Below are 25,333 nucleotides of genomic sequence, written 5' to 3' on the forward strand. Positions count from 1 at the left end.
ATCTATTCCTCTCCATCTGTGGACTTATCCACTTATATTCCTCTTTGGTATTGCCTACTGGATGTGTTTGTGTGTAAACAGATGATCCTGACAATATTCATAATTGCCGTTGCATTTTGAGCAGAAACGGAATTCCAGTTCCGGGTTTGTCAGTTCTGTCCTGCCGCATACCGCACACTTGTGTCTTGCGATCGGTGCGCCGCTCCTGTCTCTCCTTTGTCCTGCACCGGCTGCCGCCTTGCGCTTATATTCCTGCTTGCGGTGGATCTCACGCGGATCCACACGTCTGTAATTGCGGGATGACAGATAAAAGATCAGGAAGTTGAGCAGGGAGCAGATGATCGCCACACGACCTGACCAGGAGGATCCCACCAGACTGATCGCGATCATAACGGCATAGACCACTGCCATCCACTTCATCTTGATCGGAATGATAAAGTACAAAAGCACTTCCATATCCGGGAAGCATACGGCAAATGCTAAAAAGATCGACAGGTTGATGTACTGCATACTAAAATAACCGCCAACACCTGCTACCGGACTGCCGGTCACCGCACCGTAAATAAAATACAAAACAAAAGCACCGATCAGAGTCGCAAGCATGCCTCCAATGATATAGGCATTAAAGCGAAATGTCCCCCATGCATTCTCCAGCGCCGTTCCCAACTGATAATACAAAAGGAGCATGATCGCAAAGAACAGGATATTGGGAGTCTCCGGGATCATGATCCAGGTAAAGATACGCCAGATCTGGAACTTATGGATAATATAATAAGGCTCTAAGGTCATATAGGTCAGAAAGTTTACACTGGTAATGCGGCTTCCCAACATCAAAAAATACCCCAGCACATAGCCCCCGATCAAATAACGCATCAGATTCGGAATGGCATATTTACCCAGAGCACGTTCTAACTTATTTAGCATAAAAGTATTCTCCTCACTCTCGCAATATCTTAAGAAATGGTATAGTCACCGACGATATTGCATAATTATTTTAATTATAGGGTGCTTCCCACTTTTTGTCAACGAATCCGCTTCTTGTTTTTTGTCGATTTGTGTCGTATAATAACTCTGTTTGTTTTCTATATAATAAATAGGAAAAGACAGACTTCAATCTATGGGATTAACGGGAGTAAACAGTTATCATATAAGTTTTTAGAAAGGGTTTACATCATTATGAATGAAAAATTGTACAAGTTAGGAATCGACATCGGTTCTACAACCGTCAAAATTGCAATCCTTGATGAGCAGGACAATCTTATCTTTTCTGATTACGAACGCCATTTTGCCAACATTCAGGAAACCTTAAGTAACCTGTTACATAAAGCATTTGACAGCACCGGCGAGATCATGGTATCTCCGATGATCACCGGTTCCGGCGGTCTGACACTTGCCAAGCATCTGGGCATTGATTTTGTCCAGGAGGTTATCGCAGTCTCTACTGCCCTGACCCACTATGCACCACAGACAGACGTTGCCATTGAACTCGGTGGTGAGGATGCCAAGATCATCTACTTTGAAAACGGTAACGTAGAACAGCGTATGAACGGTATCTGTGCCGGTGGTACCGGTTCCTTTATCGACCAAATGGCTTCTCTGATCCAGACAGATGCCTCCGGTCTGAACGAATATGCCAAGAATTACAAGGCGATCTACCCGATCGCAGCCAGATGTGGTGTATTTGCCAAGACAGATATCCAGCCCCTCATCAACGAAGGAGCCACCAAGGAAGACCTGTCTGCCTCCATTTTCCAGGCGGTTGTCAACCAGACCATTTCCGGTCTTGCCTGCGGTAAGCCGATCCGCGGTCATGTTGCCTTTTTAGGAGGTCCTTTGCATTTCCTGGATCAGTTAAAAATGACCTTCATCCGTACCTTAAATCTGGATGATGAGCATGCCATCACACCGGAGAACTCACACCTGTTCGCCGCGATCGGTTCAGCCCTTAATTATAAGGAAGAAAAGCAGTTTGCCATCACCGATATTATGGCAAAATTGTCTTCCAATATTCATATGGAATTTGAAGTAGCCCGCATGGAGCCGCTCTTTGCCTCAGAAGAAGAATACGATGCCTTTATCAAGCGCCACGGCAACAACCATGTCCGTACCGCTGACCTTGCCTCTTACCACGGCAACTGCTATCTGGGTATCGATGCCGGTTCGACCACGACCAAGATTGCACTGGTAGATGAGGACGGCTCACTGCTCTACTCTTTCTACAGCAACAACAACGGCAGCCCGCTTGCTACCGCCATCGGTGCCATCAAAGACATCTACAGCAAGTTGCCGGAGGATGCCCACATCGTTCATTCCTGCTCCACAGGATACGGCGAGGCACTCTTAAAGTCCGCACTCATGCTTGACGAGGGCGAAGTCGAGACCGTGGCACACTACTATGCTGCTGCCTTCTTTAACCCGGAGGTCGATTGTATCTTAGACATCGGCGGACAGGATATGAAATGCATCAAGATCAAGAACCAGACCGTTGACAGCGTGCAGTTGAATGAGGCATGTTCTTCCGGTTGCGGATCCTTTATCGAGACTTTTGCAAAATCTTTGAACTTTACCGTTGCGGATTTTGCTAAGGAAGCCTTGTTTGCCAAGAATCCGATTGATCTTGGTACAAGATGTACGGTATTTATGAACTCCAAGGTAAAGCAGGCGCAAAAGGAAGGTGCGACCGTGGCTGATATTTCTGCCGGTCTTGCTTATTCCGTTATCAAAAATGCCCTCTTTAAGGTTATCAAACTCTCCGATCCGAAAGAACTCGGAGAACACGTTGTCGTACAGGGCGGTACTTTTTACAATGACGCCGTGCTTCGTTCTTTCGAGCGCATTTCCGGCTGCCAGGCAGTAAGACCTGACATCGCCGGTATCATGGGTGCTTTCGGTTGTGCCCTGATTGCCAGAGAACGCCACGAAGAAGACTATCAGACCACTATGCTGACCATTGACCAGATCAATGAACTGACCTATACGACCAAACTTGCCCGTTGTCAGGGATGCACCAACCACTGTCTTTTGACCATCAACCGTTTCTCCGGCAACCGCAGTTACATTACCGGTAACCGTTGTGAAAAGGGTCTGGGCAAGGAAAAGAACAAAGAAAATATTCCAAACCTTTTTGAATATAAGAACAAGCGTATCTTTGATTACGAACCACTGCCAAGAGAAGAAGCAAAACGTGGCACGGTCGGACTTCCGAGAGTTTTGAATATGTACGAAAACTACCCATTCTGGGCAACTTTCTTTAAAAAACTCGGATTTTCCGTTGTCTTATCTCCTTCTTCTTCCAGAAAGATCTATGAGATGGGCATTGAATCCATTCCAAGTGAATCCGAATGTTATCCTGCCAAGTTGGCACACGGACATATCCAGTGGCTCATTGATGAGGGCAATGTAGACTTTATCTTCTATCCGGCACTCTTCTATGAAAGAAACGAGTTCCCGGATGCCGGTAACCACTACAACTGTCCGATCGTTACCTCTTATTCGGAAAACATCAAGAATAATGTGGACGAGATCACTTCCGGCAAGGTGCGTTTTATCAATCCTTTCATGTCCTTTGGCAGCGAGGAGAAGGCAAGCCTGACACTAGTCAAATGCTTCAAGGAAGAATTTGACATACCAGAATCCGAAGTGCGCGAGGCTGTCACCGATGCCTGGAAAGAACAGGAAGTGACCCGTCTGGAAATGATGAAAAAGGGTGAAGAAGTCCTCAAATATATGAAGGAAACCGGTAGACGCGGTATCGTTCTGGCAGGTCGTCCATACCATGTCGATCCTGAGATCAACCATGGTATCCCGGAACTGATCAACTCTTACGGCATCTGTGTTTTGACCGAGGATTCTGTGTCACATCTGGGTAATCTGGAGCGTCCGATCCTGGTTATGGATCAGTGGATGTATCATTCCAGACTTTACTCTGCCGCCAACTTTGTCAAGACCAGAGACGATCTGGATATGATCCAGCTCAACTCTTTCGGCTGCGGTGTCGATGCCGTAACAACCGATATGGTCAGTGATATTTTGACAGGCTCCGGCAAGATCTATACCTGCTTAAAGATCGATGAAGTAAATAACTTGGGTGCTGCAAGGATCCGTATCCGCTCTCTCCTCTCTGCCATCCGTGTCAGAGAAAAGAAAGCAGAAAAGCGCGAGATTAAACCGGCAAACTTTGAGCGTGTCATCTTTACCGAGGAAATGCGCAAGGATTACACCATCATCTGTCCGCAGATGTCGCCGATCCATTTTGAACTTTTGGAACCGGCATTTGTTGCCGCAGGATACCATTTATCCATCCCACAGATCTCTGCCAGAGAATGTGTAGATGTCGGTCTGAAATATGTAAATAACGATGCCTGCTATCCGTCTCTGATCGTTGTCGGTCAGATCATGGCCGCCATTGCTTCCGGCAATTACGACATGAACAAGACAGCAATCCTCATCACCCAGACCGGTGGCGGATGCCGTGCGACCAACTATATCGCCTTTATCCGTCGTGCCCTTGCCAAGGCAGGTTACCCGGATGTTCCGGTCGTATCCTTAAATATGGTCGGATTGGAAAAGAATCCGGGATTTAAGATCACACCGGCTCTGATCCAGCATGGCCTATACGCCTTGGAATTTGGCGACATCTTCCTGCGCTGCTTATACCGCATGCGTCCATATGAAGTGACACCGGGTTCTGCCAATGCCCTGCATGAAAAATGGAAAGAGCGCGTCATTGCCTTTGTAACCCAGGACGGCTTCCTTTCCCATCGCAAGTACAAGCAGATGTGCCGCCAGATCATCCGCGATTTCGACTGTCTGCCGATCACAGATGAGAAGAAACCGCGTGTCGGCGTTGTCGGCGAAATTCTGGTAAAATACCATCCGGCAGCCAACAATGACGTAGTAACGCTTTTGGAATCTGAAGGTGCAGAAGCCGTTGTACCGGATCTGACAGACTTCCTGCTCTACTGCTGCTACAACCAGATCTACAAGGCAGACAATCTGGGCGAGTCCAAAAAGACAGCCCGCCTCAATAAGATGCTCATCCGTTTCTTTGAATGGATGCGAAAAGATGCCAGAGACGAACTGGCAAAGAGCAAGCACTTTGAACCGACCTGCTATATCGAAGACACAGCCAAAAATGCTGAGTCCATCGTATCCATTGGTAACCAGACCGGTGAAGGCTGGTTCTTAACCGGTGAAATGTTAGAACTCATGCATCAGGGCGTGCCGAATATCATTTGTGCCCAGCCGTTTGCATGTCTGCCAAACCACATTGTCGGAAAGGGTGTTATCAAAGAATTGCGCCACGAATATCCAAAGGCAAATATCGTTGCCATTGACTATGATCCGGGCGCATCGGAAGTAAACCAGCTCAACCGTATCAAACTTATGCTTTCTACGGCGCACAAGAACTTAAAAAAAGAAATTGCTTCCAAATAAACTTACATAAAAGCAGGTCAGCCTCACAAGAGACTGACCTGTTTTTTTAATAGCGGTTATGCACTTTTTCCGCAAAACATAAGACATCTTTTATATGAAGATGCGTGCCGTCATCTAAGACCGCCACGCCGCTCATTTTGCCAAAGACCTGGTGCTGATCGGAGACGATCAGCTTGTAGTCCATACAGGCACTGCGGTCAAGAATTGGCATAAACTCCATCTCAAAGCGTCCATCGCTGGAAGAAAAAGTCCAAGGCTTGCAATAATCGTCCTGTGGGATGTGGAAGGTCACATCATCGATCTTGTGTGCCACGCCATCATAAAAGATGACATTTTCAGTCGCCGCCTTGGTATTGCCAAATCCGTAGCCGATATTGAAGCCAAAGGCATGCCCATCTAAGTCACAGTTGCCGGATCCCCAATACCAGGTATTGTCATAAGTCCAGACTCCCCTGCCCCAATCCAGCGTTCCAAAATGCCTTGCCGGATCAAAGACATAGCGTTTGCCGTCATAGTCTGCCCAGCCGCTCGCCCGCATACAGTTGATCTTTTGATTGTAGTAAAAATGTCCGTCCTTATCCCAAGGGGTCGCAATGACCATGGTATCCATGTCCGGTTCTTCCAAGACAATATCACAGGAAAAAGGCTTCTTCTGATAAAAGTCTGCAAAATTGCCCCGGATATGCCGCACCCGCTTGCCCTCTATTTCTTCCAGACAATAAGATAATTGCAGCCTGCCCTTATCATAGACAATATCTCCGGCGGAAGAATTGCCCGGCAAGTGAAACTTTCCCATAGGAAAAGCATCCAAAATGGTCTCTGTGTGCTCCCAAGGATGCTCTCCCAATTCCAGCAAAGATACCGACTGTAAGCCCACATAGCCATCATCCGATAGGGTAAATGCCACGGCACATGCATCCCCTACCACCAGATAATAGTCCCATTCCTTGATACGGAACCTGGCTGCCTTGATCTTTGTCCGGTCATAGACCTGCAACTGTCTTCTCGACCAGCCCGGCTCTGCGATGTTTCCCCTGGCATCTAAGAGCGGCTGTCTTTTTGTCACTTCATGATTTCTTTCTGCCATAATCTGATCCCCCTGTTTTTATGCACATCCATGAAAAACTTCTCTTACTTTCATCATAATACGCATTTCTTTTCTGTCAATATAAAAAAAGACCGGATACAGACCTTTCTCTGTATCCGGTACATTTTTATTTTATATCTTACTTATCCTGTGCCAAAAGCATCATGATCTTGTTGCTACGGGCAACAAATGCTGTCATGGCTTCCGGTGCAAGTGGCTTATTTGCCAGACATGCCAGATCGTACAACTGCTGTGCGAACATCTCTACATTCTCGCCATCTGCATGCTCAAACATGTATTTGACAAGGTCGTTGTCCACATTGAGTACCAGCGTCTCGTCTCCGCCAAACATAGACGGATCCATGCCGTACATATTGTACATCTTCATCATTTCCTGCATACGTCTGCTTTCCTCAGAAACTGTCAGCATAGAAGAAATGTCCTTGTTCTTGAACTTCTCTACCTTTACGGTCAGATTGTCCTTGCCGCATGCCTTCTTAAAGAGTGCAGAAAGGGCATCCTGTGCAGCCTTCAAGTCTTCCTCAGAAGCCTCCTCAACCAAGTTTTCTGTCAGATCTGCATCGATTCGCAAGACTTGTAGTCTTGATTGCGCTGCTCTAACTGTGTGATAAAGGAATTGTCGATCGTGTGGTCCAGAACAACCGCATTCATGCCCTGCTCACGGAACAGGTTGATATACTGGCTCTGCTGCTGCATATCAGTCACATAGAAGATGGTCTTTCTCTTATCTTCCGGCTCACCTTCAGCCGCACCGGCATCTTCCTTTACTTCCTCGACATCCACGGTCTCGCCGTTTTCATCCGTTGCCTTTTCCTCGGTCTTTTCTTCTGCAACAAGGAGTTCCGGTAAGGTCGTGTACTTGCCGTCAATATCCTTAAAGAGGATATAGTCATTCATCTTGTCACAGAACTTATTGTCCTTTAAGCAGCCAAACTTGATAAATGGGCTGATGTCATCCCAATATTTCTCATAATTTTCCTTGTCGGTCTTGCACATACCAATGAGTTTGTCAGCCACCTTCTTGGTAATGTACTCAGAAATCTTGGTAACAAATCCATCATTCTGCAAAGCGGAACGGGATACGTTCAGCGGCAGGTCCGGGCAGTCGATGACACCCTTTAAGAGCATCAGAAATTCCGGAATAACTTCCTTGATGTTGTCCGCGATAAATACCTGATTGTTGTATAACTTGATCGTACCCTCGATCGAATCGTACTCGGTGTTGATCTTCGGGAAGTACAAGATACCTTTCAGGTTGAATGGATAATCCATATTCAGATGGATCCAGAAAAGCGGCTCCTTGTAATCCATAAATACCTTCCGGTAAAAGGCGATATAATCTTCATCTGTACATTCGCTCGGGTTCTTTGTCCAAAGTGGGTTGGTATCGTTCAAAGGAACCGGACGCTTTACGATCTTGAGTTGGTCTTTGGCAGGCTCTACCTCGACCATCTCCTTGCTGCCATCCTCTTTTTCCTTTTCTTCCATCTTGGCATCGGTATGGATTTCCTCGATCACGGTATCGGTGTCGCGCTTGTCTGCTACATCGATGGTCTCATATTCTTCCGGTGCATCTTTCTTTGAAAGATAGATCTCCGTCGGCATGAATGAGCAATACTTTTCAATGACTTCTCTTGCACGGTATTCATTGGCAAATTCCAGGCAGTCCTCATTTAAGAACAAAGTGATCTTGGTTCCGACTTCTGTCTTGTCTCCGTCACCCATCTCGAACTCAGTACCGCCGTCACATTCCCAATGTACAGCCTTGGCACCTTCCTTATAAGATAAGGTATCGATATGTACCTCATCCGCAACCATGAAGGCAGAATAAAATCCCAATCCGAAATGACCGATGATCTGCTCCTCACTTGCCTTGTCCTTGTACTTCTCCAAGAAGTCGGTAGCACCGGAAAAAGCGATCTGATTGATGTATTCCTCTACTTCTTCTGCCGTCATACCAAGACCGTTATCGATAAAGGTAAGGGTCTTGTCCTCCGGGCTGACGATAACCTGGATCTTTGCCTTATAGTCTTCCGGGAGCTCGTATTCTCCCATCATATCCAGTTTCTTTAACTTAGTAATGGCATCACAGCCATTGGAGATCAATTCTCTATAAAAAATATCATGATCTGAATATAACCATTTCTTGATTACCGGAAAAATGTTTTCGCTTGTAATTGATAAACTTCCACGTTTGTTTTCCATTTCTATCATTCCTTCTTTCTATAAAATAGAACGGATGTCGCCATCTCTCACGTTCTAGAAAATATAATAAGACAGCCAAATGCAAAAGTCAACAAAAAATTAGCACTCATTTAAAATGAGTGCTAATAATTCTATTTTGACCTTATAATACAAAGGTTTTTTCGCATTAGATAAACGATCAGGCAACGATCGTACTGATGACATCTGCGACCACATATGCCCAGACAACGCCATCCAGACCCGACAGACGGTTGCAGATATAGAGTGCCGGGATCAGGAGGAGCCCCTGACGAAGGATGGATACGACCAGAGATTCCATAGGCCGGTCGATTGCCTGAAAATAGCCTGACACCAGATAGACTACGCCTATGATAGGACTGGTCAAAAGCAGGATGGTCACCATATGAACGCCTAGGTCTAAGACATCCGTCGTTAAGAACTGTGCCATAATGACTTTTCGGAAGAGAAAGCAAAAGGCACCTGCCACAATACTGATAGCAAAGACCAGAATAGATAATTTGCGCACCACTTCCTTGAGACGCGGAATATTCTGTGCCCCATAATTATAGGAGATCAGTGCCTGACAGCCCATTCCTACTGCCATGACAAGGGTAGTAGCGATCATGGTACATTTGCCAGCCGCAGCCATGGCGGCAAGGGCATCCGTGCCGTAACCGCTCAAGATCTGGTTGCTAAAGGTGGATGCAAAACCGGATAAGATACTGGCAATGGCATTTGGAAGTCCCAGGATCAGGATATGGCCGATCGCACCTACGTCCTTTCTGGCATATTTTAAGGAAAATGACATTGCCTGCGATTTTTTGCTAATGACATAACTATAGTAAAAAGTTGCCAAAGCATTTCCTGCTACAGACGCCAGCGCTGCTCCTGCAACACCCCAGTGAAATACAAGAATAAAAATGGGATCTAGAATCAGATTTACCACTGTACCAATGAGGTTTCCGCAAAAACCTTCCATGACAGCACCTTCCGCACGAAGCAAAAGCGCAACAGATGTAGAGATCATCATAAAGGGGGATCCTAAGACGATCGGGATCATATACTTTTTGGCATAAAGGGCAACGTCACCTTTCGCCCCCAAAAAGGCAAGCAGGGGATCGACGAAGGTCAGTGCCAATACGATAAATACGACAGCAAGCACAATGGCGGTCCACATACAAAGGCTGGAATACGTCTTGGCCTTATCCTTTTCTCCCGCCCCAAAGGCTTTGGCAATCATGGTACAGCCTCCGTTTCCAAGCATCATGGCAATGGCTGACATAATGGAAAATACCGGAGATACCACAGAAACTGCCGCCACCTGTGCGTTGTCCCCCAATCTTGCGATAAAAAACATATCTGCGATATTGTAAAAGATCATGAGTATCATGATCACCGCGGACGGGATTGCCATAGACGCAATGGCTTTCCAGACAGACCCGCTTTTCATCATTTCTTCATTCTTCATCTTGATCCACTCCTTTTCTATCCTGATAAAATATTTTCAACTATAGGTTGTTTTTCCAACTCATAGTTGCATTTCCAACTTACAGTTGTTATTATAAGGACAAAACAAGGGTAAAACAATCAGCAGATAGACACCATATCGTTGGTTAAGCAACGCTTTCTGTCCGATCCGTTGTTTTTCTGCAATGCAAAGGAGGATTTCTATGGATATCCGCGTACAAAAAACAAAAAAAGCCATCGCCGACGCCTTTCTTCGCATGACTGGCAAAAAGCCGATCGAAAAGATCACGGTAACTGATATCGTAACAGAGGCACAGATCAACAAATCTACCTTTTACGCCCATTATCGCGACATCTATGATCTCATGGATGCCCTTTCCAACGATGCCATATCCAGTGTGGTATCCGCCATGCACTATCTTGCCAATATGTTTGAGGATCCCCATGCCTTTTTCTTAGACATGTACGATGCACTTTCCATTTGTAAAAATGATAACATCCAGCCCTTTAGCAGTGGCAATATGAAGTTCAGCCAGCAACTGTCCGCCGCCCTAAATGAAAAAGCCATCGAACAGGGATTACAGCCGGACAACTACCACTATGTCGGTGCCCTGCTCACCTTTACCATCAACGGCATCATTGCCCTGCACAAGGTCAAAGAGCCCGCCATCAATGATGAAGACTTAGAAAAACTTGCCAACTTTTTTGAAAACGGCGTGCGGTCTTTATAAGATCAAAAAAGAACCTATAGACAAGTTTACACCTGTCTATAGGTTCTTCTATATCACTATAAGATGTCCGTATGTATGATAAAATTATAAGTCGATTCTGCCTGCGTATTCGCTTTCTCCTGAAGTCACTACATAATAAGCCGCTCTTTCTTCCGGCTTGATATATACCTTGATATCAGAGATAGCCTTTCTCTTGTTCTCTGCCTTGAATGCAGCCTGTGCATTGGCGATGATCTCATCTACCTTAAAATCTTCTCCGCCAAACTGTAATACTGCTGACTTGGTCATTTCCGGCTTTTTCTTGCTAGTCTTTCTGGTCGTAGCCTTTTTGGCTGTCTTCTTTACAGTCTCGCTTGCTTTCTTGGTCTCGGTAACCACAGCCTCAGCCTGCTTTTCTGCCTCTTTCTTGACTTCAGTAGCCACGTTTTCTGCCTGCTTCTTGGTCTCGGTTGCGGCTGCCTCTGTCGCCTTCTTTGCTTTCTCAGCACCAGCCTTTACAGAAGATGCTGCCTTTGTTGCTGCAACTTTTACGCTCTCTGTGGCTTTCTTTGCTTCCTCAGCCATTTTCTTCATATCAACTTTTTTTGTATCTGCCATAACAAACACTCCTTTTCCTCTGATAACTTTTATCTGTTACTAACTTTTATTATACACATTCTTTCCATAATATCCAATTTAAAAGGTTATTTTATCATCTAAAGTAGTAAAAAAAGAATCGGTCGTGATCTTGTCGTTCTTGTCGATTGTGATCTTATCCCACAGTTTCTGGTTAAAATCCGAATAATAATCCGTCTCGATCGCAGAGATCACATCTTCCATCGCCTGTTCCTGTCGCTGGCTGACAATGGCAACCTTGTTCTGTTCTGAGAGTTCTTCGTTATATTTGCTGACACATTCAAAAAAGTAGTAGCCATCCTTCCCCTGGATCATATCGGAAATATCACCATCATCCAACTGGAAGACCACATCCTCTACGGCAGTCTCATAAGTATTTCTGCCAAAAGTCACATGGATGCTGTCTGCCTGACTGTAAGAACTTGCCAGCCGGTCAAAAGAAGCCCCGTTCTTTAACTGGGTCGCAATATCCTTTGCCAGAGTCTCATCCGTCACATAGATAACATTTGCCTCCATGATACGCGCCTCATCCTCGCTGACATTCTCATCGACACCACTCATCAACTGCTTGTAGACCTTTTCCGCCAGCGCATAATGCTCATACATCTTTGTAATGTCCTTTTTGGACGCCCCGGTGTATTTGCGCTCTGTCCGATTCAAAGACTTGTAATAGGTCTCCGCCGCCTGCGTCACCTTGTCCTTTTCCTCCTCGGAAAGTTCGATCTCTTTAGTCTGGGCATACATATCCAGCGAATAGACCTTGGTCAGATGACTGATGACCGCATCCTTGATGCTTTCCTCCATGGTCTTGGTATCATAATCCTCCGACCACAGATCTGTGTCATAGATCTTTCCATACAGATTTTTATAATTTGCCAGATAGACCTTTGCCTCTTCACGCGAACACGCCATCCGACCAATCTTAAATACCGTGTGTCCCCCGCTCTTGGAGGCAAAATACACCTGTCGGTCTCCGATGGAACAGCCTGTAAAAAGCAGACCAATCCCTAAGATCAGGACCAGCAAAAGTGCCGGTATTCTCTTCTTATACTGTCTCATACAACTATCCTTCTACTACCAGATATCGTCCGTCTCCGATGGCAAAGACTTCCTCCGCCTCCAAGATCTCCTCTTCTTCCATGCCTACGATATCCATCTCATCTTCCAAGTATTCGATGACCTCGTCCTTGTTGTCACAGACCATAGCCATACAATCTTCTAAGAAGGCTTCTGCCTCCTCCGGTGTCTCGGCTACCTCCTCCGGGAATAATTTCAACTGCTGCTCAAGAAATGCCTGAATACATGCCTCATCGTATTCGTAACTGCTCATTTCAAAAGTCCTCCTACTTATTATTTCTTCCTATGTCACAGATCTGGGGGTCTGTGTCACGATCTCATTTCCTACGAAACAATGTATAGTATAAATACTTGCTCCTCACAATGCAATCATTTTTTCCAGATAAAAGGAATAGATCAAAATTTCTTTGACCGGCAGATCCATGGTACGCCCCAATGCCAGTGCATAAAGCTGCAACTGTGCCTGATAACGCTTGACGAGTTCCTCTGCCTGCTGCACACGGTCTGTCTTGTAATCCAACAGTACAATGCCGTCCTCTTCCACAAAAAATACGTCAATGATCCCCTGCACCAAGACCGTATCACTCCGGCTGTCGGATTCCTCTTCGTCAAAGAGTTCCTGCGGAAAAACGCTCATGACAAAAGGCTTTTCCACGTATAGTTCATGCCTACCAGCCGCCTGCATCATGCGCTTTGCCACCCCGGTCTCCATAAAGGTATAAAGGCGGTCCATCTGCAAAAGTTCCTTTTGCTCCGGGTCCATGCGTCCCTCATGAAGCATCCGCTCTGCCTGCTCCTCCAGACTGGCTCTGCCTGTATAATTGCAAAAATCAAAGCACTCCATAAACCTGTGCATGGCAGTTCCCCGCAGGGCTCCGCGTGAGACCTCCTGGGTCTTTTTCTCTGCGATAAATGCTGGAACGATCTCTTTTGTCTCCTCCTTCAAAAAGTCCGGACGCACACTCTGGTCGTCTGCAAATGCCTTTTCCATCCGGTCATGCTTGATCTCCGATACGGAATATTTATTTTTGTACTTTCCGACGGATGCATAGGGATAAACATAAGCCATCTCGTCTTCTAACGCCTTTACCCAGGACGGTTTAGCCTGTCCGCTCAAAGCCTCCAGAGCCTCTTTTTTTGCCGCTTTATCCATCTGTCCGGCAACTTCTGCCACAACGACTTCTTCCGGCGAAATGACCTGTATCGGATATTTTTCCCGCACGGATGCTGTCGCACGCACGATCCACTCTAGATAAGACCTGGCTCCCTCCCTTTCAAAAAAGGTCAATTTTCCGCGGTTTTCCTGCCATTTTTCCAGGGTCTCCTCTGCTTTTTTGAGTGTGCCCGTCAAGATAAGTTTCTCTTTGGCTCTGGTGAGTGCGACATAAAGGATACGCATTTCCTCGCCACAGGCATCTTCATGCAGCCTGCGTGCAACCACCTGTTTGTAAAGCGGTGTCATCTTGGTCTGTTCTTCATAATTGACCAGATCCAGTCCCACGCCCAGATCACCGTGCAGGATCATAGAACCCTTTTGGTCCGTTTCATTGAACTGCTTGCCCATACCGGATACAAAAACGACCGGAAATTCCAATCCCTTACTTTTATGGATACTCAGGATCGCCACGGCATCATCATTGTCGTTTATGAGTTCCGCCTCGCCCATATCCACCTGATACTTTTGTAACTGCCCGATATAGTTTATGAAATGAAAGAGACCTTTATAACTGGTCTTCTCATAAACCACTGCCTGTGCCATGAGTTTTTCCAGGTTGGCTCGCCGGCTCTCGCCACGCGGCATAGCACTTACATAGGTCAGATAGCCTGTCTTTTGCAAAAGCATCTCGATAAAAGAATGAATAGGCGTATCTGCCACTTTAGAGCGCATATCCTCCAAAAAACTCAGAAAATCTCCCACCTTTTTCTCCTGTGGGTGCTCTTTTTCATAAGCCTGCATGGCTTCATAAAGGGTCAGTTTGGGCTCTGTCATACGGATCAGAGCGATCTGGTCACTGGAAAAAGCAAACATGGCGGAATGTAGGACTGCCGCAAAAGGGATATCCTGCCTTGGATTGTCAATGATGCGGAGCAGATTTAGGACAGTCTGTACTTCCATGGTATCAAAATAACCGGTCTTATTTTCCGCAAAAGCCGGTATGCCGTTTTCTTCCAAAACAGCGATCATGCTCTCTGCCATGCTTCCGGGACTGCGCAACAAGATAACGACATCGCGGTAGCGCATAGGACGGAGTTTCCCCGACGCTTTATCCGTGACAAACTGCGTCTTTTTCATTGCCCGGATCTTGTCTGCAATGATCTTTGCCTCAAAGGCGATGCGGTCTTCGATCCCCGCATCCTCCATAAGGTCACTGTCCTGGTCTGCGATCAGGATCTCCCCCTGAAAGTCAGTATCATAATCTTCCGACGCAAAGAAATCCTCCGATTTTAAAATTCCGGGATAGATCGCACCGGGATAAAGTGCCGCCAGATCGTCATATTCCACATTGCCGATATCCGCATGCATGAGTTGGTAAAAGACATCATTGGTCAGGGTCAGCACTTCATTTCTGCTGCGGAAATTCTGGTGCAGATCAATGGCAATACTGCCTTCTTCCCTGCCGTGGAACCTCTCGTATTTATCCATAAAGATCTCCGGGCATGCCTGACGGAAACTATAGATGCTCTGCTTAACATCCCCCACCATAAACATATTATGCCCGCCGATCTCTTCCTTTGATACACTGCTTAGGATCTCTTCCTGAATATAGTTGCTGTCCTGATATTCGTCGATCATGATCTCCTGATAGTATGCCTGAAATTCTCTGGCAGTCGGCGTGGTCTGCTTGGTCCTTTGATCTTTTAAGATCTGCAGGGCAAAGTGTTCTATGTCATTAAAATCCATGACATTTTTGTTCCGCTTGTAGGCGGCAAAATCATCCATGAAATGTATGGTCAGACGCACCAATTCCCGAACAAAGGGCTGTATCTGCTGCATCTGTCGGACGATCTCTTCCAAAGAGAATGCGCCATAATCACTCTTTGCTTTTTCCATGCTTTTTTTGATGGCATCCCGTCCATCCTTTACTCGATTGAGGAGGACTTCATCGCCGTCATAGCCGCGCGGCTTGCGCCCGATCGCACCATATTTTAAATCCCGGAAGGCATCGTAAAAACGCATCTTTTCGTCAAATGCCAGGATGTCCTCATATAATAAGAGATCCTGCTGCAAGCCCTTTTCGTAAAAAATAGGTCCCTCCGGTTGCCTGCACAGATCGATCAGACGCTCGGTCTTAGCCTTTGCCTCCTCCACCTGTATGCGTAGTCTGTCCAGTAAAAAGGCAAACCATGCACTTTCCTGCAAATCCTGTGTCGAAGTGACCTCATAGGCATCCACCAGGGATTGCAGCCATTCCTTCGGCCACGGATAGGACTGTGCCTTATCAAAGAGGCGCAGGATCATATCTGTTACCGCCTGATCCGAATTGCCCCGGACATAGGCATTCATAAAAGAATAGAAAAAGGTATCCTGTCCTGCTTCTTCTGCCGCCTCATACTCTTTTTGCATCATGGCATCCATAACGCTTCTTCGCATGAGCAGCATTTCTCCCTCATCCCCGATACGATAGTCCGGCTCCAGATCGATCTCATGGAAATGATTGCGCACGATATAATTACAAAAACTGTCGATCGTGGTAATCTGGGCATTATGGACCAAAGTCGCCTGCCGCATCAGATGCACATTTCCGGGATCTTCTTCCAATTTGCCGTTGATTGCCAAGAGGATCCTCTCACGCATCTCCGCTGCCGCCGCCTTGGTAAAGGTCACGACTACAATACGGTCTACGTCGATCGGTTTTTCTTCATCCAGGATACGCTGGATGATACGCTCCACCAAAACTGCCGTCTTACCGGAGCCTGCTGCCGCAGAAACCAACATATTCTTTTCTCTGCTATCAATGACCTGCTGCTGGTCGTCTGTCCACTGTGGCACCTTACTTCTCTCCTTCTTTTCTTTCTTCTCTGTAACGATCCTTTTGCAGATCCTCCTCCATGCGCGCCAAAATCTCCTCCCGATCTGCTTTGTCGGAAAGCCTGCGATAGGCAAAACCATCCATTCGGGCATCAAAACCACAAATGCCATGGTATTCGCAATAGGTACATCCGTTTTCCTGTCCCATGTGGTAAGGCACACAATCGATCCTGCCGTCCACGATCTGTTTGCCGGTCTTTTGTATCAGCATACGGACATAGGATGACACCAGGGCAAATTCATCTTCGGAAAGCGCACTTGAGGTCTTAGATAAAGATCCATCCTTATTGATCCCCGCCGGAATGACATCCGACCGCCCTTCCAGTCCGTGATGCAATGCCTCGATCACATGCAGATCTGCATTGACGACACCTTTCATCTGCAATTCTTTTAAAAGCGCCTGCTCTTTTTCCTGCTCTGTACGATCTCCTGCCAGTAGCAACGGACGGTCGATATGGTAGTAAAACATGGCGCCGGGGCTGATCTTCTTTTGCGGATAGCGTTCTTTTAATCCCTCCGCCGTCGCATCCATATAAAGGACCAACTGCACTTGTAGTCCCTGGTATAATTGTGCAAAGTCTATATCTTTGGCACCGGATTTGTAGTCTACGATCTTGACATAAACAGAAGGTCCGTCCTGATATAGATCCACACGGTCCACTTTTCCCCGCAGGCGCATGGTGTGCATCTCATCCAGTTGAAAACGCAAAGCATCCAGATCGGAAACCTGACGGAAATCCACCTCAAAAGCACTCGGCACAAAAGAACCCTTTCGCACCTGTTCGGTCAGGGCATGCACGGTCTGTTGCAGGGTCTTTTCCATACGCCGTAGGATATAACGATCCCGTCCTTCTTCCAAAACCTCTGTCTTTGCCATGGTCTGATAGGTGTAGGCAATGGCTTCTGCCAAAAGAGCATCACTTTGCTCCCTGCTGATCGTGTACCAGTTGACATCCTCTCTTTTTAAAAGCCGCTTGGAATACTCCTCCAAGGCTTCATGGTAGAGATTTCCCATGTCTGCCACTTCAAAGGCATGTTCCGGACGTGGAAGCAGCCCCAGACCATAACGCAGAAAATACGCATAAGCGCATCTGGCATACTGTTCCAACCGGCTGACGCTCTCTGTGATGGATGTGCTATACAAAGCATCCAGCGCGGCTTTTGACAGTCTTTCTTCCTTGTGCTCATAAAAGGCTGCATCCCGCAGACGGCGGAAAGTCACTTGGTCCTTTGCTTCTTCCCATGCAAGGCATGCCAGAAAGGCATCCTCTGTCCTGCCCTCCTCCACATACTGACGCAAGAGATCTACATAATAGTCCCGGGCGGTCTCCGCAGTCAGGATGCGGTTTCTTGCCGGAAGTTCTTCTAATTCTTCCACCCGGATATCCGGGAAAAGTTGTAAAAGGGTCTGGATCAGATAAGACCTGCGCACCGCCTTACTGTCGCCATCCACACGCGTATAGGTCACGACCAGTTCTCTTGACGGCTTTGTCATGACAAAATACAGATAAAAGCGCTGCATAAAGGCTTTTTGCCGGTCTGACGGTGCCACCTCTACATCCAGTGCCATCAGTTGTTCCCGATCCAGTTGGGACAAAATACCGCCATTGCCAAGTGCTTTTGGAATGGCACCATCATTTGCCCCGATCAGATACATGGTATGGATATCCGAAAGACGGGTACGCTCCATATCCCCAATAACGACACAATCCTGATCCGGCGGGATCATGCCCACGGCGATCGACTCAAAACCGGAAGACAGGATCTCCCGATACTCGCTTACCGTCATCGCTTCCTGTCCTAAAATGGCGACCAGTTTATCTAAAAGATCCATGCACTCGCCATAGATCTGTCGATATTCTTGACTCTTTACCACATGCCCTGCGGCTTCATAGTCCTCTGCCTTATTTTCCAGTTTTTCCTGCACATGATAAAAAACCAGATACTCATAAAGCCCATAGGAAAGGGCTCGTACCGATAGGCTTTTTGCCGGTGTCAGCCATGCCCCAGCCTTTTTTTCCTGGGTCCTTTCATCCTGTGCAAAGACCGTCTGCACAAAGTGCTCGATCGGGGCAAACAGGCGCAAACGAATCTCATTTAAGGCAACCATGTCTTCCGGGCTATAGCCTCTTGGCGCGATCGTAAAAGGTTCACTGTACTTCTTTCGCCCCCGTATACCGGATGCCAGCAGATAATTTTCCAGTCGGTCGATCTCATCCACGCTCAGATCGCTCAGTCCGGTACGGAGCAGGCGCATGATGCTTTCATAGGAAAAATTTTCTTCCAGCACCATAAGAAGCCCATAGATAAACTCGATCATAGGATGAAAGACGATCTCCGCCTTGACATCCAAAAAATACGGTAAATGGTAGTCTTCCATGACTGCCGGAGCACTGTAACGATAGGTATCCAGATCTGCACACACGATGGCAAAATCGCGATATCTGCGCCCCTCTTGCCGCACGGCGCGCGTGATCTCACCGGCAGCATATGCCAGTTCCTGCCTTGGATTTTTCAGACTGACGATGCGGATGGCATCTTCCGATGCTTCTTTCTGTTTCCAAGCCTGCGCCGACGGGCGGAAAAGATTGGCCTCAAGATGCGCCAGTCTTCCTCCTGCCACAAAACGTCTTTCCTGCGCATTGTCAAGTAAGACCGGATTCTCCAAGAGACAGCCTGTCTGCCTGCAAAGATCTACAAGTTTTGCCATGGTCTTTTTACTCATGGCAAAAAGTTCCTCATCATGAATCCTGCCAAAGAATTCTTCTTTTGTATCACAGGTGATCGTTACCATGATCTTGTCCGCAATGCGCAGAAGCATTTCCAACACCTGATTTTGGATGGGTGTAAAGCCTGTAAAGCCATCAAAAACGATGGTCGATCCACGCAGGATCTTAGAGTCTTTCGCCACATCCAAAAATTTTTGCAGGATCTGTTCCGTCGTGATGTAGGAGCCTGCAATCTTTTCCTCAAATGCCCGGTACATGGTGACCAGATCTGCTCCCTTGTATCGGAAACTCTGGCTGAGTTCCGGTCGCTGCATGATCTCATCCAGAGCGTCCGGTGTGATATTGTACTGGGAAAATTCCGATATTAAAGACTTGACCTGGGCAATATACCCAGGCCGTTTCATATTCTTTCCAAGTGCATGTAATTCTGTTTCCTGCTCCTGTGCCACTTTGCGCAAGAGCAGATTCTTGCCGGTCTCCTCTAAGACCTCTAAGGTATCCGTCCCCAGTTCATCAAAAATACGATATGCCACACGATCAAAACTCAGAACGTCAATGTTCATGATCGCATGCTTTGGATGCATAGCCACAAGTTCTTCCTGGGTATGCATGGTAAACTGTTCCGGCACGATAACCAGATAATTTTTTTGCGGATGTTTGATCGCTTCCGCGATCACATGCCGGTAAAGATAGGTAGACTTACCGCTTCCCGCATTTCCTATCACAAACTGTAGTGACATCTTGTATTCCCGCCTTTTTAGTACTGGTCAAATTCCTGATCTGCTGTCGTCTCCTGCTGCATTCTGCGGTTCTGATCACCGATCTTGATCGCATCATAAAGCATAGCGGCTGACTGGTTGTAGTAACCATTGACCCAGAATACATCAACAATACCAAAGGTGATAGCACCTAAGATATTCCATCCGATAAAGGTAAGGTCAAACCAGAATGCAGCTGCTTTATTCCCATACATCATACGCTTACTAATGGCAAAGGCCTCATCTGTACTCATTTCCGGATTTTCTGCCAAAAGATATGGTATCATACGATATTCATAGCTTTTTACAATTCCCGGAATGATAAATAACAGTGTCCATAAACCCGTATATAAATCGCGCAGGAACATGGTTTTCACACTTCCCATATAATTACGGTCAAAACCAAATCCCACTTCTTTTAATTCAGCCTTCTCATTTATATTACGATAGAAGAAGCGACGGGCTCCGATTTCCAGTGGATTAAACACAAAAATAACAAGGCAGATGCCAATGACAACGGCAACTACAACCACCCCAAGCATCATTCCGCCAAAAAGACCCCAGAAGCCAAGTGAATCCACCATCATGTCCGGATCAATATCTCCTCCGGAAAAGAATGCATCCTCATCGTAATCATCATACTGTGTCGTCTCTTTATCCCCTGTGACATAATTTCTGGCACTGGAGGATGCTCCTGTGCCTCCTGATACCAAGGCAATGATAAGTCCAACCAAGAGCATCTTCCAGTAGTTGACCTTCATACGCTCCTTTGCTTTTTGTTTCAAGACTTTGTTATCCCACATAAGCCTGCTCCTTTCCTGTGTAAAAAATAAGTTATATTCATTATACACAATTTTTCATTTGCGTGGTAGTATATCCTGCAAATTAAGGAAGTTTAAGAAAGCGGTCCTGCCTGCATGGCAAAGACCGCTTTTTATTACATTTGTCTGGGTTGCCTCTGTCTTACCAGTTTTTGTCTCCACTATAAAATAGATGCCAACATCAACATTTGCAAGTGCCTCCTTGCGACAAACTACCGCCCAGTCAGGACTATAATTTCCATATGGTTTCTTATAAAATGAAAAAGTGCAAAAATTAGAGCCAGCCTTTCGACCGACTCTGATCTACCCCAAAACATATTATAATTTGCTCTGATAATTCTCTAACTGGTGGAATATACCAACTACATTCACAACATCCACTCTCACATCAAATATGACAATATAATTCATCTGTGGCACTACTGCCTCACGATATCCTTTCTTGGCAAGATATGTGTCCCTACACTCCGGATACTGATATGGATCAATTTCCAACCTGTCATATACAATATCTATGCTATCCAACAGATGTCTTGCTGCCTGTTTATTCTTTAAACATTTACCAGATGATATACAAGATTATCAAGCAGTTCATCGGCATGCTCAGTAACGTTCAATTTATAAGCCATACTTTGCCCTCGTTTCTTTCAGTGCTGTTCTGGCATCTTTTACCTGACCTGCCTCTATCTGCTTTTCAGATATCTCAATATCTCTATACATAGTGATTTGTTTCATCGTTGACTCATAAATCTCCATGCTCATGATAACCATATCGCCATAACCATTTTTTGTTACATAAATCGGCTCTTCTGTCTTGTGGCACATATCAGAAATCTCTGACGTATTTTTCAAATCTTTAATTGGGATTATTTGTGGCATAATAAACACCTCCTCATCTATATGGTATAATTATACCATAATTATATCCTTTTTCAATTTCTTTTATATAGTAAAACATGTAAAAAAACTTAGCCTATATAAGAAAAACGGTCTTTTGACTGTGTCAAAGACCGTTTTTCTTACGATTTTATTTAGTTTAAAAGAACCGATATTATTCAGAAAATCCAGCAAAATCAATGTTTTACGCTTCCTCGTTCATTTTTGCTAATTTCTTTGCCTGGTCGGCTGCGATACAGGCATCAATGATTTCCTGAATATCACCATTCATAATCTTATCCAGCTTGTACAATGTCAGATTAATTCTATGGTCGGTCACACGTCCCTGTGGGAAGTTATAGGTACGGATCTTCTCAGAACGATCTCCCGTACCGATCTGGCTACGTCTTTCCTCCGCTTCTGCATCCTGCTTTTTCTGCATTTCCAGATCGTATAACTTGGCACGTAAGAGGGCAAATGCCTTTGCCTTATTCTGCAGCTGGGATTTCTCTGTCTGGGAATAAATGACAATACCGGTCGGATAATGAGTCAAACGCACCGCAGAGTCCGTCGTGTTGACACACTGTCCACCGTTTCCGGACGCTCTCATAACATCAATACGGATATCCTTTTCATCGATCTGTACGTCTACTTCCTCTGCCTCCGGCATAACAGCCACGGAACAGGTCGAAGTCTGGATACGTCCCTGGGACTCAGTCTCCGGTACACGCTGTACACGATGTACCCCGGATTCATACTTGAGCACGGAATAAGCGCCCTCGCCCTTTACCATAAAGTTGACTGACTTCATACCACCGATGCCTGTCTCGTCTGCTTCCAGAAGTTCCACTTTCCAGCCACGGCTTTCCACATAATGTACATAAAGACGATACATCTCTGCCGCAAAAAGGGCTGCTTCCTCTCCACCTGCGCCTGCACGGATTTCTACGATAACGTTCTTATCATCATTCGGATCCTTTGGCAAAAGCAGGATTTTTAACTGTGTCTCTAATTCCTCAATGCGCTTTCTTGCTGTGGAAAGTTCCTCTTTTAACATATCACGCATTTCTTCATCGGATTCTTCTTCCAGCATGGCAAGAGAATCGTCAACCGTCTCTTTGCATGCCTTGTATTCTTTATAGGCATCTACGATCGGTGCCAGATTTGCCTGTTCCTTCATCAGATTGCGGAAACGGTTGGTGTCATTGGCAACATCCGGTTCGCTTAATAGGTTCATGACTTCTTCGTAGCGAAGAATCAGGTCGTCTAATTTATCAAACATATTGGTTCACTCCTTATATAATCTTTCTAGGCAGATGTTCAACTTCATATCAGTATCCGCTACAAGTCGTGCAGGCGGGCGCGGACAACGCGGTCATTACCGGCATAATCTTTTATGACGGCGATGTCACAAAAGCCTGCCTGCGCCAGCAGATCCGGGACGCTCTCGCCCTGATCGTAGCCGATCTCGAACAAAAGCCGGCCGCCCGGTTTGAGATAAAGCGGTGCCTGTTCAATGATCTTGCGATAAAAATACAAGCCATCCTCGTGACCGTCCAATGCCCGCTTTGGCTCATGGCAGATAACCTCCGGCATGAGTTCTTCCAGATCACGCGTCGCAATATAAGGCGGATTGGAAACAATGACATCAAACTCGCCCTTCACTTCTGTAAAAAGATCACTGACCAGCCACTCTGCCTCCACCTGATTGTGCACGGCATTTTCCCTGGCGAGTGCAATAGAAGTCGCTGCCACATCAACGCCTATACCCTGACAAGTCTTTTTTTCATGTAAAAGACTGATCAAAATACAGCCGCTTCCGGTGCACATATCAAGAATAAGATCGCCGTCTTTAAGGACAGACAGTGTCTCTTCCACCAAGGACTCAGTGTCTTGTCTTGGAATCAAAACCTCCGGCGAAACTGCAAAGGACAGTCCCATAAATTCCTGTTCCCCGGTGATATACTGCAAAGGTTCATGCGCCGCACGCATTTTTATAAACTCGCGATAGCGCTCTATCACATCTTCCGGCGCCTGCTCCATCATACACATAAGATAAGACGCCCGGTTCATTCCGGAAACATATTCCAAGAGGTACTCTGCATCGATCTGTGCATCTGTGATCCCTGCTTTTTTCAGTTCTTCCATGCCCTCTTTTAAGAGTTCTCTATACTTCATCGAAGCACTCCTTATTTTCTTCTTGGAACTTTTTCCAGTCAAAGACCGCTTCTACCGATGCCATCCCTACTTCGATCATGGCATCGTCCGGCTCACTGGTCGTCAGATTTTGCAGCCACAAGCCCGGCTTACTGAGAATCTGCACCAGAGGATTTTCACTGCGTCCCGCCAGACGGATAAACTCATAAGAAACGCCGGCGATCAAAGGAATCAAGAGCAGACGGCATACCAGTTGCAAGACCGGTGAGTCAAAGCGGATAAACATAAATACGACCACACTGATGATGAGCACAAAGAGTAAGAAACTGGTTCCGCAGCGTTTGTGCTGGCGCGAACTCTTACGCACATTTTCCACCGTCAGTGGCAGACCATGCTCAATACAGTTGATGCACTTGTGTTCCGCCCCATGATACATAAAGACCCGCTTGATGTCTTCCATGCAGGAGATCGCCTTCACATAGACCACAAAGATCAGTATGCGGAATATGCCCTCGATCAAAGCCATCAGCGTTGTCGAATCTACAAATCTTCCCACAAAACGGGAAAAATAATATGGGATCAAAAGGAAAATGACCAGCGCCAGAACAATGGAAAACAAAAGTGTTCCTGTCATTTCTGCCTTGTCCTGTTTTTCTTTCTTTTTCTTTTCTTCCTCCGTCAAGACCTTTGGTTCTTCCTCCTCAAAATAGGATGCCGAATCCATCAGTGTTGACATACCGATCACAAGGGAGGAAACGAAACTGCAAATGCCCCGGATGATCGGGATCTTATACCAGATGCCCTCCTGCCCTTTTGTCTTTTTCTTATCTACATGGATCGAGCCGTCACTTAAGCGGACCGCAATCGCATAATCATTGCCATTGCGCATCATCACACCTTCCATGACCGCCTGACCGCCAATACCGGAAAATTTCATGTGCAAATCCCCTATATTATTTGCCATTTCTCATGACATAAAAGAATAGGGTCAGACCCGAAAGATCTGACCCCTGTAAGCGACTGTGTCCTACTGCTCAATACCGTACTTCTTGTTGAACTTGTCAATACGTCCACGAGCCTTTGTAGCCTTCTGCTGTCCTGTGTAGAAAGGATGACACTTAGAACAGATTTCTACGTGGATATCTTCCTTTGTAGATCCTGTTACAAATGTGTTACCACAGTTACATGTTACAGTAGCCTGATAATAATCTGGATGAATACCTTGTCTCATTACTTACACCTCTCTAAAAACATAATCTATTGTATTGCATGTTTTATGTCCGAAGACATACACGATACTATTTACATCCCGATAAACAGCTC

Annotated in this window: 18 protein-coding genes and 1 pseudogene; 2 read left to right on the forward strand and 17 right to left on the reverse strand. The window is 46.1% G+C overall.

Annotated features, from left to right (window positions below; translation table 11 throughout):
- Positions 1-54 precede the first annotated feature (54 nt).
- Complete coding sequence (locus DW996_RS09900) at positions 55-924, reverse strand: hypothetical protein (RefSeq protein ID WP_118535594.1); 870 nt, start codon at positions 922-924, stop codon at positions 55-57.
- A 252-nt stretch (positions 925-1,176) separates the two neighbouring features.
- Here DW996_RS09900 and DW996_RS09905 point away from each other — a divergent pair, with 252 nt between their 5' ends.
- Positions 1,177-5,436 carry a 2-hydroxyacyl-CoA dehydratase gene (locus DW996_RS09905; protein ID WP_118282043.1) on the forward strand — a complete coding sequence of 1,420 codons (4,260 nt, stop codon included), beginning with the start codon at positions 1,177-1,179 and terminating at the stop codon, positions 5,434-5,436.
- A 46-nt stretch (positions 5,437-5,482) separates the two neighbouring features.
- Here DW996_RS09905 and DW996_RS09910 read toward each other — a convergent pair whose 3' ends face one another.
- From DW996_RS09910 to DW996_RS09920, 3 genes and pseudogenes are all read right to left on the reverse strand, one after another.
- Entirely contained in the window at positions 5,483-6,523 is a 1,041-nt protein-coding gene (locus DW996_RS09910) for a DUF2804 domain-containing protein (protein WP_118282044.1), read from the reverse strand.
- A gap of 139 nt (positions 6,524-6,662) precedes the next feature.
- Positions 6,663-8,749: pseudogene (gene htpG / locus DW996_RS09915) on the reverse strand (molecular chaperone HtpG).
- A 178-nt stretch (positions 8,750-8,927) separates the two neighbouring features.
- A complete protein-coding gene (locus tag DW996_RS09920) occupies positions 8,928-10,217 on the reverse strand; it encodes an MATE family efflux transporter (RefSeq protein WP_118535595.1) in 1,290 nt (429 codons plus the stop codon).
- Between the two features lie 202 nt (positions 10,218-10,419).
- Here DW996_RS09920 and DW996_RS09925 point away from each other — a divergent pair, with 202 nt between their 5' ends.
- A complete protein-coding gene (locus tag DW996_RS09925) occupies positions 10,420-10,947 on the forward strand; it encodes a TetR/AcrR family transcriptional regulator (protein ID WP_158575310.1) in 528 nt (175 codons plus the stop codon).
- A gap of 84 nt (positions 10,948-11,031) precedes the next feature.
- Here the strand turns inward: DW996_RS09925 and DW996_RS09930 are convergent, their stop codons facing one another.
- From DW996_RS09930 to rpmE, 13 genes are all read right to left on the reverse strand, one after another.
- On the reverse strand, positions 11,032-11,544 hold the full coding sequence (locus DW996_RS09930; protein WP_118282048.1) for a DUF6465 family protein: 513 nt from the start codon (positions 11,542-11,544) through the stop codon (positions 11,032-11,034).
- A gap of 78 nt (positions 11,545-11,622) precedes the next feature.
- Positions 11,623-12,621 carry a peptidylprolyl isomerase gene (locus DW996_RS09935; RefSeq protein WP_118535597.1) on the reverse strand — a complete coding sequence of 333 codons (999 nt, stop codon included), beginning with the start codon at positions 12,619-12,621 and terminating at the stop codon, positions 11,623-11,625.
- Positions 12,622-12,625: 4 nt separating this feature from the next.
- Complete coding sequence (locus DW996_RS09940; protein WP_118282050.1) at positions 12,626-12,892, reverse strand: glyoxalase; 267 nt, start codon at positions 12,890-12,892, stop codon at positions 12,626-12,628.
- Between the two features lie 105 nt (positions 12,893-12,997).
- Positions 12,998-16,630: a helicase-exonuclease AddAB subunit AddA gene (gene addA / locus DW996_RS09945; RefSeq protein WP_158575312.1), complete on the reverse strand. Its 3,633-nt coding sequence runs from the start codon at positions 16,628-16,630 to the stop codon at positions 12,998-13,000.
- Between the two features lies 1 nt (position 16,631).
- Positions 16,632-20,138, reverse strand: a complete 3,507-nt coding sequence (locus DW996_RS09950; protein ID WP_118535599.1) for a PD-(D/E)XK nuclease family protein — start codon at positions 20,136-20,138, stop codon at positions 16,632-16,634.
- Positions 20,139-20,155: 17 nt separating this feature from the next.
- A complete protein-coding gene (locus tag DW996_RS09955; protein ID WP_118535600.1) occupies positions 20,156-20,959 on the reverse strand; it encodes a DUF975 family protein in 804 nt (267 codons plus the stop codon).
- A gap of 54 nt (positions 20,960-21,013) precedes the next feature.
- Complete coding sequence (locus tag DW996_RS15050; protein ID WP_243069571.1) at positions 21,014-21,280, reverse strand: restriction endonuclease; 267 nt, start codon at positions 21,278-21,280, stop codon at positions 21,014-21,016.
- A 15-nt stretch (positions 21,281-21,295) separates the two neighbouring features.
- Entirely contained in the window at positions 21,296-21,502 is a 207-nt protein-coding gene (locus tag DW996_RS09965; RefSeq protein ID WP_243098745.1) for a hypothetical protein, read from the reverse strand.
- Positions 21,503-21,595: 93 nt separating this feature from the next.
- Positions 21,596-21,856, reverse strand: coding sequence for a type II toxin-antitoxin system Phd/YefM family antitoxin (locus DW996_RS09970; RefSeq protein WP_118282054.1), 261 nt, complete (start codon positions 21,854-21,856; stop codon positions 21,596-21,598).
- 202 nt (positions 21,857-22,058) lie between these two features.
- Positions 22,059-23,135, reverse strand: coding sequence for a peptide chain release factor 1 (gene prfA / locus DW996_RS09975; protein WP_118282055.1), 1,077 nt, complete (start codon positions 23,133-23,135; stop codon positions 22,059-22,061).
- Between the two features lie 59 nt (positions 23,136-23,194).
- Positions 23,195-24,031, reverse strand: a complete 837-nt coding sequence (prmC, locus tag DW996_RS09980) for a peptide chain release factor N(5)-glutamine methyltransferase (protein WP_118535601.1) — start codon at positions 24,029-24,031, stop codon at positions 23,195-23,197.
- Positions 24,021-24,947, reverse strand: a complete 927-nt coding sequence (locus DW996_RS09985; protein ID WP_118535602.1) for a DUF1385 domain-containing protein — start codon at positions 24,945-24,947, stop codon at positions 24,021-24,023. The genes prmC and DW996_RS09985 overlap by 11 nt, the downstream gene beginning before the upstream one ends.
- Positions 24,948-25,037: 90 nt before the next feature.
- Complete coding sequence (gene rpmE / locus DW996_RS09990; protein ID WP_118282061.1) at positions 25,038-25,241, reverse strand: 50S ribosomal protein L31; 204 nt, start codon at positions 25,239-25,241, stop codon at positions 25,038-25,040.
- Positions 25,242-25,333 lie beyond the last annotated feature (92 nt).

The organism is Roseburia sp. AM51-8, assembly GCF_003478275.1.
In the GTDB taxonomy this organism is placed as follows: domain Bacteria; phylum Bacillota; class Clostridia; order Lachnospirales; family Lachnospiraceae; genus Pararoseburia; species Pararoseburia lenta.

Bases quoted from the DNA above. Each gene is read 5' to 3' on its own strand.
- DW996_RS09900 (WP_118535594.1), bottom strand. From the start codon at position 924: ATGCTAAATAAGTTAGAACGTGCTCTGGGTAAATATGCCATTCCGAAT.
- DW996_RS09950 (WP_118535599.1), bottom strand. From the start codon at position 20,138: ATGTCACTACAGTTTGTGATAGGAAATGCGGGAAGCGGTAAGTCTACC.
- DW996_RS09985 (WP_118535602.1), bottom strand. From the start codon at position 24,947: ATGAAATTTTCCGGTATTGGCGGTCAGGCGGTCATGGAAGGTGTGATG.
- DW996_RS09970 (WP_118282054.1), bottom strand. From the start codon at position 21,856: ATGCCACAAATAATCCCAATTAAAGATTTGAAAAATACGTCAGAGATT.
- DW996_RS09910 (WP_118282044.1), bottom strand. From the start codon at position 6,523: ATGGCAGAAAGAAATCATGAAGTGACAAAAAGACAGCCGCTCTTAGAT.
- prfA (WP_118282055.1), bottom strand. From the start codon at position 23,135: ATGTTTGATAAATTAGACGACCTGATTCTTCGCTACGAAGAAGTCATG.
- prmC (WP_118535601.1), bottom strand. From the start codon at position 24,031: ATGAAGTATAGAGAACTCTTAAAAGAGGGCATGGAAGAACTGAAAAAA.
- DW996_RS09925 (WP_158575310.1), top strand. From the start codon at position 10,420: ATGGATATCCGCGTACAAAAAACAAAAAAAGCCATCGCCGACGCCTTT.
- DW996_RS09935 (WP_118535597.1), bottom strand. From the start codon at position 12,621: ATGAGACAGTATAAGAAGAGAATACCGGCACTTTTGCTGGTCCTGATC.
- DW996_RS09940 (WP_118282050.1), bottom strand. From the start codon at position 12,892: ATGAGCAGTTACGAATACGATGAGGCATGTATTCAGGCATTTCTTGAG.
- DW996_RS09955 (WP_118535600.1), bottom strand. From the start codon at position 20,959: ATGTGGGATAACAAAGTCTTGAAACAAAAAGCAAAGGAGCGTATGAAG.
- DW996_RS09930 (WP_118282048.1), bottom strand. From the start codon at position 11,544: ATGGCAGATACAAAAAAAGTTGATATGAAGAAAATGGCTGAGGAAGCA.
- DW996_RS09920 (WP_118535595.1), bottom strand. From the start codon at position 10,217: ATGAAGAATGAAGAAATGATGAAAAGCGGGTCTGTCTGGAAAGCCATT.
- rpmE (WP_118282061.1), bottom strand. From the start codon at position 25,241: ATGAGACAAGGTATTCATCCAGATTATTATCAGGCTACTGTAACATGT.
- DW996_RS09905 (WP_118282043.1), top strand. From the start codon at position 1,177: ATGAATGAAAAATTGTACAAGTTAGGAATCGACATCGGTTCTACAACC.